General features: G+C 72.1%; 5 protein-coding genes. 3 read left to right on the forward strand and 2 right to left on the reverse strand.

Annotated elements, in window-relative coordinates; all coding sequences use genetic code 11:
- Positions 1-136 precede the first annotated feature (136 nt).
- Positions 137-814 (reverse strand): DUF4360 domain-containing protein, encoded by a 678-nt coding sequence (locus ACFXA3_RS21305; RefSeq protein ID WP_385188883.1) that lies wholly within the window; start codon positions 812-814, stop codon positions 137-139.
- A gap of 218 nt (positions 815-1,032) precedes the next feature.
- Here ACFXA3_RS21305 and ACFXA3_RS21310 point away from each other — a divergent pair, with 218 nt between their 5' ends.
- Positions 1,033-2,934: a galactose oxidase-like domain-containing protein gene (locus tag ACFXA3_RS21310; RefSeq protein WP_385188885.1), complete on the forward strand. Its 1,902-nt coding sequence runs from the start codon at positions 1,033-1,035 to the stop codon at positions 2,932-2,934.
- Positions 2,935-2,982: 48 nt separating this feature from the next.
- Here the strand turns inward: ACFXA3_RS21310 and ACFXA3_RS21315 are convergent, their stop codons facing one another.
- Entirely contained in the window at positions 2,983-3,531 is a 549-nt protein-coding gene (locus ACFXA3_RS21315) for a MarR family winged helix-turn-helix transcriptional regulator (RefSeq protein WP_385188887.1), read from the reverse strand.
- A 39-nt stretch (positions 3,532-3,570) separates the two neighbouring features.
- Here ACFXA3_RS21315 and ACFXA3_RS21320 point away from each other — a divergent pair, with 39 nt between their 5' ends.
- Entirely contained in the window at positions 3,571-4,458 is an 888-nt protein-coding gene (locus tag ACFXA3_RS21320) for an EamA family transporter (RefSeq protein WP_385188889.1), read from the forward strand.
- Between the two features lie 262 nt (positions 4,459-4,720).
- On the forward strand, positions 4,721-6,796 hold the full coding sequence (locus tag ACFXA3_RS21325) for an RICIN domain-containing protein (protein WP_385188891.1): 2,076 nt from the start codon (positions 4,721-4,723) through the stop codon (positions 6,794-6,796).
- The last annotated feature ends 122 nt before the right edge of the window (positions 6,797-6,918 follow it).

Raw genomic sequence — 6,918 nt, forward strand, 5'->3', positions numbered from 1 at the left:
GGGGGGGCGGGGGGGGGGGGGGGGGGGGGGGGGGGGGGGGGGGGGGGGGGGGGGGGGGGGGGGCGCGGGCGCGGGGGGGGGGGGGGGGCGCCGCCCCCCCCCCGCCGCTCGGGACGTTCCGGTACCGGCGGCCGGTTCAGCGGCGGACCGGGCACTGCTTCCAGGAGAAGTGGTAGACGGAGCTGATGCTGCCGTCCGTGGAGTCGACGGCCATGTAGCTGGTCTTGGAGGCGTCGGAGGTCCCGACCTCCGCGCGCAGCTCGGTGTTGATGTTGAAGTTGCGCTGTTCGCCGCAGGGGGCGAAGACGAGGGCCTCGATGCCGGTGGTGTCGGTCACCTGCCAGTTGTCGTCGAGCGCCCCGTGAAACTGGTGGGTGCGGTTGGCGGTCTGGCTCATGCCCTGGAAGTAGTAGCTGGCCTTCTGGGTGCCGGTCGCGCCGGGCTCCAGCTTGCCGTAGCCCCGGTAGTCGACGTGGGACACCGCGTAGGTGTAGCCCTGCGGGACGTGTACGAGGAGGGAGAGCAGGCAGTTCTTGCGGCCCTCGGTGGCGGCGGCTCCCCCGCCGGCCGAGGCCAGGTACTCGCTGTAGGTGACGGTGAAGGCCGAGTTGTCGGGGGCCACGGCGACGGCGGCGGTGCCGGGGCGGCAGCCCGAGCCGTTGACCGAGGCGACGTCGACGGCGATCCGGCCGGGGGGCGCGGTGGCGGCGGAGGAGGTGTCGGTGGCTCCGGCCGCGGGCGAGAGCGTGACGAGGCATCCGGTCACGGCGGCGGCGGTCAGTGCGGTGCGAGCGGTGCGCAGTGATGTGATCACACCGCCATGGATAGCCAGCGGGGGCAGTCGCCGGGGGTCACCGGGTGCGTCGCCTCACCCGGTCGGACGACCGCATTCACCGAAGAAACGATTCGGCACGTCGGAGGCGGGGGCCGAACGGCCCACACCGCCCCACCTTCACCCGCGCCACCCGCGTCATTTCACCTCAATAACGGCATTTCTCATATCATGGGCAGCCCGCTGACGGAGGAGAGCCCATGCCCGGTCCGCTCGCACGGCGGTCCGCCGTGCTGTCCGCCTGCGTGGCCGCGGCCGCCGCCCTCGCCTCCCTCACCGCACCCGCCCCACCCGCCTCCGCCACGGCCGCCGGGCACACCAACCCGCCCGGCCACCACCGGCCCGACGACGCCGCCGCCCGGGCCGGGGCCGACCCCGAAGGGGCCGAGCGGATCGAGGCCGACCCCGACGAGGCCGCCGTGATCGGCGCGGAGCACGCCCGGGCGCACGCACAGCGGCGCGACGCGGTCAAGGGCCCCAAGGAGTACCCCCAGTCGAAGCGCACCGCGAGCCTGGCGGCCCTCACCGCCTCGCAGCGACAGGCCAACGCCGCGTTCTCCGCGGCGCGGTCCGGACGGTTCACGGAGTTCTTCCCCTCCCCCGACTTCGGCGTCCACACCGCGCTGCTGCCCACCGGCAAGGTGCTGCTGTTCTCCTTCGAGCGCGTGGAGGTCAATCCCACCAAGGAGACCGGCCCCACCGACCGGATCGGCCGGACGAACGCGGGCCGCGCCTTCCTGTGGGACCCCTCCCGCGGCACCGGGGCCCGGGCGTTCAAGAAGGTGGAGCCGCCGACCGTACTGATGCCCGACGGTACGCACATCCCCCGCCCGGCGCCGTTCTTCTGCGCGGGGCACGCCTTCCTGCCCAACGGCATGGTGGGGGTCTTCGGCGGCAACACGGGCGGCAAGGGCGGCAGCGGCGCGAAGCTGTCCTTCGTGTTCGACCCGTGGACCGAGACCTGGTTCCGCAACCAGGACATGGCCGTCGGCCGCTGGTACCCCTCGGTCGTGACGGGCGCGGACGGGCGCCAGATCATCATGTCCGGCCAGTCCGAACGGGGCACGGGCACGCCCACCCCGGTCGTCGAGCGCTTCCCCGCGCTGCGCCATCCCGTGCCCTGGCGGTCGTACGACATCCCGGTCGGCCTGGCCGCCGAGCGGCTGCGCGCGGACGCCCCGTTCCGCAACGACTATCCGCACCTGTTCTCGCTGCGCGACGGCATGATCTACGGCCTGGGCCGGGACGCCGATCAGCAGTGGCTCTTCGACCCGGTCAAGGAGACGCGGACCGATCTGCCCCGGCGGCCCGCCGACTTCCGCGGATACGGCTCGGCGGTACCGCTGCCGGCCGGGTTCCGCGGACCCGACTCGGTCCTGGTGCTCGGCGGCGATCCCCACGACCCGAACACCTACCGGCTCTCCGGCGGCCGGTGGACCACGGAGCAGCCGCGGGCCTTCGGGCGGACCCAGGACGACACGCTGATCCTCCCGGACGGCACGCTGCTGACCGTCAACGGCGCCCTGGACACCCGGGATTACGGGCACGGCCCGTTCAACCCGCAGGCCGACCTCTCGTACCGGCAGATCGAACTGCGCGATGCGCGGGGCCACTGGAGGCTGGGGCCGTCCCAACGGCTGCCCCGCGGTTACCACTCCAATGCCCTGGTGCTGCCGGACGGCCGGATGATGGTGACCGGAGACGAACTCCAGCAGATCGCCAACGACCCCGACATCGGGGACGAGATGGACGGCAGCATCGAGCTCTACGAGCCCGCGTACCTGCACCAGGGCCGCCGGCCGGCCCTGGACCGGGCGCCCGGGGGCGAGCTGGGCTACGGGGCGGCGTTCGAGGTACGCAGCTCCACCGCGGCCGCGGTCACCCGCGCCGTGCTCCTGGCTCCGACGACGGTCACCCACGCGGTGAACACCAGTCAGCGCCATCTGGAGCTCCCGATCACGGGCGTACGGGGGTCCGCGATCGGGCTGCGGACACCGCCGGGCGCGGCCGACGCCCCGCCCGGGTACTACATGCTGTTCCTGCTCGACGCCAAGGGAGTGCCGAGCACGGCGAAGTGGGTCAAGCTCGGCGGCCGCCGGTAGCGGGGAGGCCGTCGGCGCGGAGCCGGCCGTCGGCGGGGAGTCGGCCGGTCAGGACCCGGGTGGCGGCTCGACCCGGGCCAGCCAGGCGGTGAGCAGCGTCTCCAGCTGCGCCGCCTGCTGCGGGGTCAGGCCTTCGAGCAGGCTCCGCTCGTTGTCCATGTGCTCGGTGAACGCCCGGTCGATCAGCTCGCGCCCGGCCGGGGTGAGGCCGACGACGCGTCCTCGGCCGTCGGCGGCCGAACGGCGGCGCGCGACGAGACCGTCCCGCTCCAGCCGGTCGATCCGCTTGGTCATCGCGCCCGTCGTCACCATCGTGTGCACCGCGAGCTCGCCGGGGGCCCGCTCGTACGGTGCACCCGCGCGGCGCAGGGCCGCCAGTACGTCGAACTCCCCCTCGCTCAGGCCGTAGCGGCGGTAGACGAGGGTCAGGCGGTCCGTCAGGAGCAGACCGAGCCGGTGCAGCCGGCCGATCACGCCCTGCGGGGCGACGTCGACGTCCGGGCGCTCGCGGGCCCACTCGGCCTGGATGCGGGCGACGTGGTCGGCGCGCGTTGCCGCGGGGGCCTGTGCATGCGTCTCATCGGGTTCTTGCCTCACCCGAGCAGTATAGCTTCCATGGAAGGTATTATGTCTTCCATGGAAGACAATTTTCGGTGGTCGCTGGTGACGGCGGTCGCGCCGATCGCGTGGGGCACGAACTACTACGTCACCCGGGAGTTCCTGCCCGCCGGCCACCCCTTGTACGGAGCGGCCTTCCGGGCCCTGCCCGCCGGGCTGCTGCTCCTGGCCGTCCGCCGCCGGCGGCCCCGCGGCTCCTGGTGGGGGAAGTCCCTGCTGCTCGGCTTCCTCAACATGGGCGGCTTCTTCGCACTGGTCTACGTCGCCGCGCAGCGACTGCCGACGAGTACGGCCTCGACCGTGATGGCGACCGCTCCACTGGTGATGATGCTGTTCGCGTGGGCCCTGATCGCCGAGCGGCCGGGGCCGCCCCAGCTGGCCGGTGCCGGGCTCGGCGTGGCCGGGGTCTCGCTGATGCTGTTCACCGGGGCCGTCCCGGTGGACGCCCTGGGCGTGGCGGCCTCCGTGGCCGCCATGGCGATGTCCTCGCTCGGCTACATCCTCGCCAAGCGGTGGAGCGCGGAGGCCGACGTGCTCGCCTCGACCGCGTGGCAGCTGCTGGGCGGCGGCCTCATGCTGCTGCCGTTCGCCGCCGGCATCGAGGGATCACCGCCGGACCTCGACGTTCCGGCGCTGCTGGCGTTCGGCTACGTCACGGTCGTCGCGACGGCGCTGGCCTTCGCCGCCTGGTTCGCGGGCCTGCGGCGGCTGCCGGCCGCGACGGTGGGATTGCTGGGACTGCTGAACCCGGTCACGGGCGTCCTGTTGGGCACGGCGATCGCCGGAGAGACGCTCACATTCCGACAGATCTGCGGACTGCTGCTGACCTTGGCAGGCATCCTGCTGGGGCGGAGGGGAGGATTCCTCACCGCTCGTGACGAGGGGAATTCGGCAGGTAGCAATTAGATGAATCCCTGACTGAATTACCGTCAACAAGGGTTCGGGTCATATCTCGATTTGATAACGAGATCCTCGAAAAGGCCTGGACCATTAGCGGCCTACGCGCGTAACCCCCTTGCAACAGAAGGTAATTGACTGTTCATCAAATCCAGCCAGCAGGTAACAGTCTGATATCTCGGACCCCATTCCCGTTTGTCCGAATTCTCCACCGCGCCCGTCTGGCAGGCTGCGGCGCACCCACTCCTCCGACCAAGGATTTGAGGTGCGCATGACTAGACATCGCAGGAAGCAGCGCGAACACCGGCGCAAGCCGCGCCGGTTGATACTCCTCACCGCCGCCATGGCCACGGCGGCGGTGATAGCGGGCGGCATCGCCTACTCGGGGCTCGGTGACGACGCCCAGGCAGGGACGCCCGCACAGGCCGATGCGGCCGCGGACACCCTCGTACAGTCCGCCGCCGCACCGGCCCACGACGCGGAGCCGGCGCCCATCGTGGGCGAGCCCGCCAACGAGACCGCCAAGGGCATGGTCTTCGACGGTCTCAAGGCCGCACCGAAGGGCGACCGCTGTGTCGGCGTCTACCGCACGGAGGCCGGGCTCTGCACCCACGGCCCCGACGCCCCGCCCAAGGACGTGGACATCAAGGCCGATGTCGCGCCCGTCGTGAAGACGAAGGCCGCGGCCGCCGACCCGGCGAAGCCCGAGTCCGGCGACGCGGCCGCCGCGGCGGAAGGCAGCGGGCGTCCTCAGGACGCGCCCGCCGCCGACGCCCAGTCCGCCAAGGCCGCGCCCTCCGCGGCGCCCAAGCCCGCCGCGTCCGGCAGCGGCCAGGCCGTCGCGGCCGGCCCCGCCGGGCAGACCGTCCAGTGCGACGGCGACGGCAGCAGCGGCAACCGCATCCAGGTCGTGTACGTCCACGGCTCCGACCGCGACCGCTACTCCGAGTACTTCGCCTCGTTCCGCAAGTGGGCGGCCGACGCCGACCTCATCTACTCGACGAGCGCCCAGGAGACCGGCGGCATCCGCCACATCCGCTTCGTCACGGCCGCCGACTGCACGCCGACCGTGCTGAACATCGAGCTCCCGGCCTCCGCGCTCTCCGAGTTCAGCGCGACCAACAACGCGCTCGCCGAAAAGGGCCTCAACCGGCGCGACCGCAAGTACATGATCTTCGCGGACACCCAGGTCTACTGCGGCATCGGCACCTTCGCGGGCGACGAGCGCCCCGGCCAGGACAACCAGAGCAACTTCGGCCCCTCCTACGGCCGTACGGACTCCGGCTGCTGGGGCGGCCACACCGCGGCGCACGAACTCGGCCACAACCTCGGCGCGGTCAACAACAGCGCCCCCAACACCAGCCGCGGCGCCCACTGCACGGACGAGTACGACGTCATGTGCTACTCGGACACCCCGTACTACCCGCAGATGCGCATCATGTGCTCCAACCAGGCCGCCGAGAACATCCTGGACTGCAACCACGACGACTACTTCCACACCAATCCCAAGGCGGGCAGCTACCTCGCCACGCACTGGAACATCGCCAACAACCAGTTCCTGATGAAGGCCAACGGCGGGGGCGGGGGCGGCGGCACGAACCCCGACCCGAACCCCAAGCCCACGCCGAAGCCCACCCCGACGCCGACCAAGAAGCCCACGGGCGGCCCCAAGGTGACGACGGCCCAGATCCAGTCGAACTCGGTCGTGGTGAGCTGGCCGAAGGTCGACGGCGCCGCCTGGTACCAGGTCCTGCTGAACGGCAAGCACCTCACCTGGGTGCAGTCGCAGGCCCTGCGCATCTACAACCTCCAGCCCGGCACGCAGTACAAGGTCGCCGTCTCGGTCCGCGACGCCTCCGGCCGTGACAGCGGGGCCGGCCCGACCGCCACCTTCCGTACGACCGGTGCGGGCAGCACCACCACGCCCGGCGCCCGCTACACCCTCGGCAACGGCAGCACCGGCATGGCGGCCGAGGTGTGGGGCGGCCGCAGCGCCGACGGCACCGTGCTCGTCGGTGGCCGCGCCAACGGCTACGCCCAGCAGCAGTGGCTCTTCGAGGACGCGGGCAGCGGCCTCGTGCGCATCAAGTCCGCCGTCTCCGGCAAGTGCCTGCAGACGGGCGGCGCCCCCGCCCCCGGCATGTGGATCGCCCAGCAGGCGTGCGGCAACAACTCCGCGCAGCAGTGGAAGCTCTCGGCCCGCGGCGGCGGAATGAGCGTCACGGACGCGAGCGGCGGCTACGCCCTGACGGTGAGCAACCGCCCGTACTACGGCGACTGGCTGCTCGACCTCCAGCGCGCGGACGGCCGCGCGACCCAGGTGTGGACGGTCCAGAAGGCCGCCTGACCTTCCGGACCCCGACCCGCCTCCCGGGGGGGTGGGGGGGGGGGGGGAGCGCGGGGGCCCCCACCCCCCCCACCCCCACCAGCACACAAAAAGACCAAACACAAACCACCACACAGCAAACA

The sequence above is a fragment of the Streptomyces sp. NPDC059456 genome (assembly GCF_042750055.1).
Taxonomy (GTDB): domain Bacteria; phylum Actinomycetota; class Actinomycetes; order Streptomycetales; family Streptomycetaceae; genus Streptomyces.